This is a genomic window from Phytoactinopolyspora endophytica, assembly GCF_004138495.1.
Classification (GTDB): domain Bacteria; phylum Actinomycetota; class Actinomycetes; order Jiangellales; family Jiangellaceae; genus Phytoactinopolyspora; species Phytoactinopolyspora endophytica.
Map to the genome: position 1 here is coordinate 108,774 of NZ_ML142862.1, position 792 is coordinate 109,565.

General features: G+C 63.6%; 1 pseudogene. It reads left to right on the top strand.

What is annotated here, in order from left to right:
* Positions 1-792, top strand: a pseudogene (locus ELR45_RS38890) (sugar-binding protein); the annotation flags it as partial.

Below are 792 nucleotides of genomic sequence, written 5' to 3' on the forward strand. Positions count from 1 at the left end.
TCCGGCAGGTCAGGGCCGGCAACGTCTTCGTCGGTGCCCAGCAGCCGCAGATCGACGTTCTTTCCACCGCCGATCACGTGACCTGGGCGGTGACCAATTTCTGGGGCACCCAGGTGGCAAGCGGATCGGAGGTCATCGACGGCCGGCTGCGGCTGGATCTTCCGGTCCCGAGGGTGGGCTACTACGAACTCGACCTGACAGCCAGCCAAGACGGTCAGGTCGTCTCCACGCTGCAAACGACATTCGCGCTCTTGTCGGCGTACAACTTCGCCGCGGTCGACGACTCGCCGTTCGGCATCCAAGGTCACTTCATGAAGAAGAACTGGGACGACCCAACCGGAGAGTCGCTGCCGCTGGTCGTCAAGGCCGGCGCGAAGAGCGTCCGTGAAGGCCTGTACTGGCGGTGGTCCGAGCCCGAGCCCGGCCAATACGAATTCCAGCGGGCGGGGGTTCCCGGTGCGCCCTACGTCAACGCCCTGATGAACAACGACCTGAACTGGCTCCCCTTGTCCGGACTCGAGAACAGGCACTACGACAGGTTCGCGACCCCGTACACCCCCGAAGGCCAGCAAGGACTCGCGAACTTCACGGCCGCCATGATGGATCAGTTCACCGCCGAAACCGAGTGGGTGCAGATCTACAACGAACCCAACATCGACACCTTTGGCGACCGTAGCGTTGGGGGCTTCGACGGCGACTGCGACAGCACCCCGGATTGCTATTTCGGCATCCTGAAGCGGTCATACGAGACGGTCAAGGCAGCCCGGCCCGACGTCACAGTGGTAGGCGGAG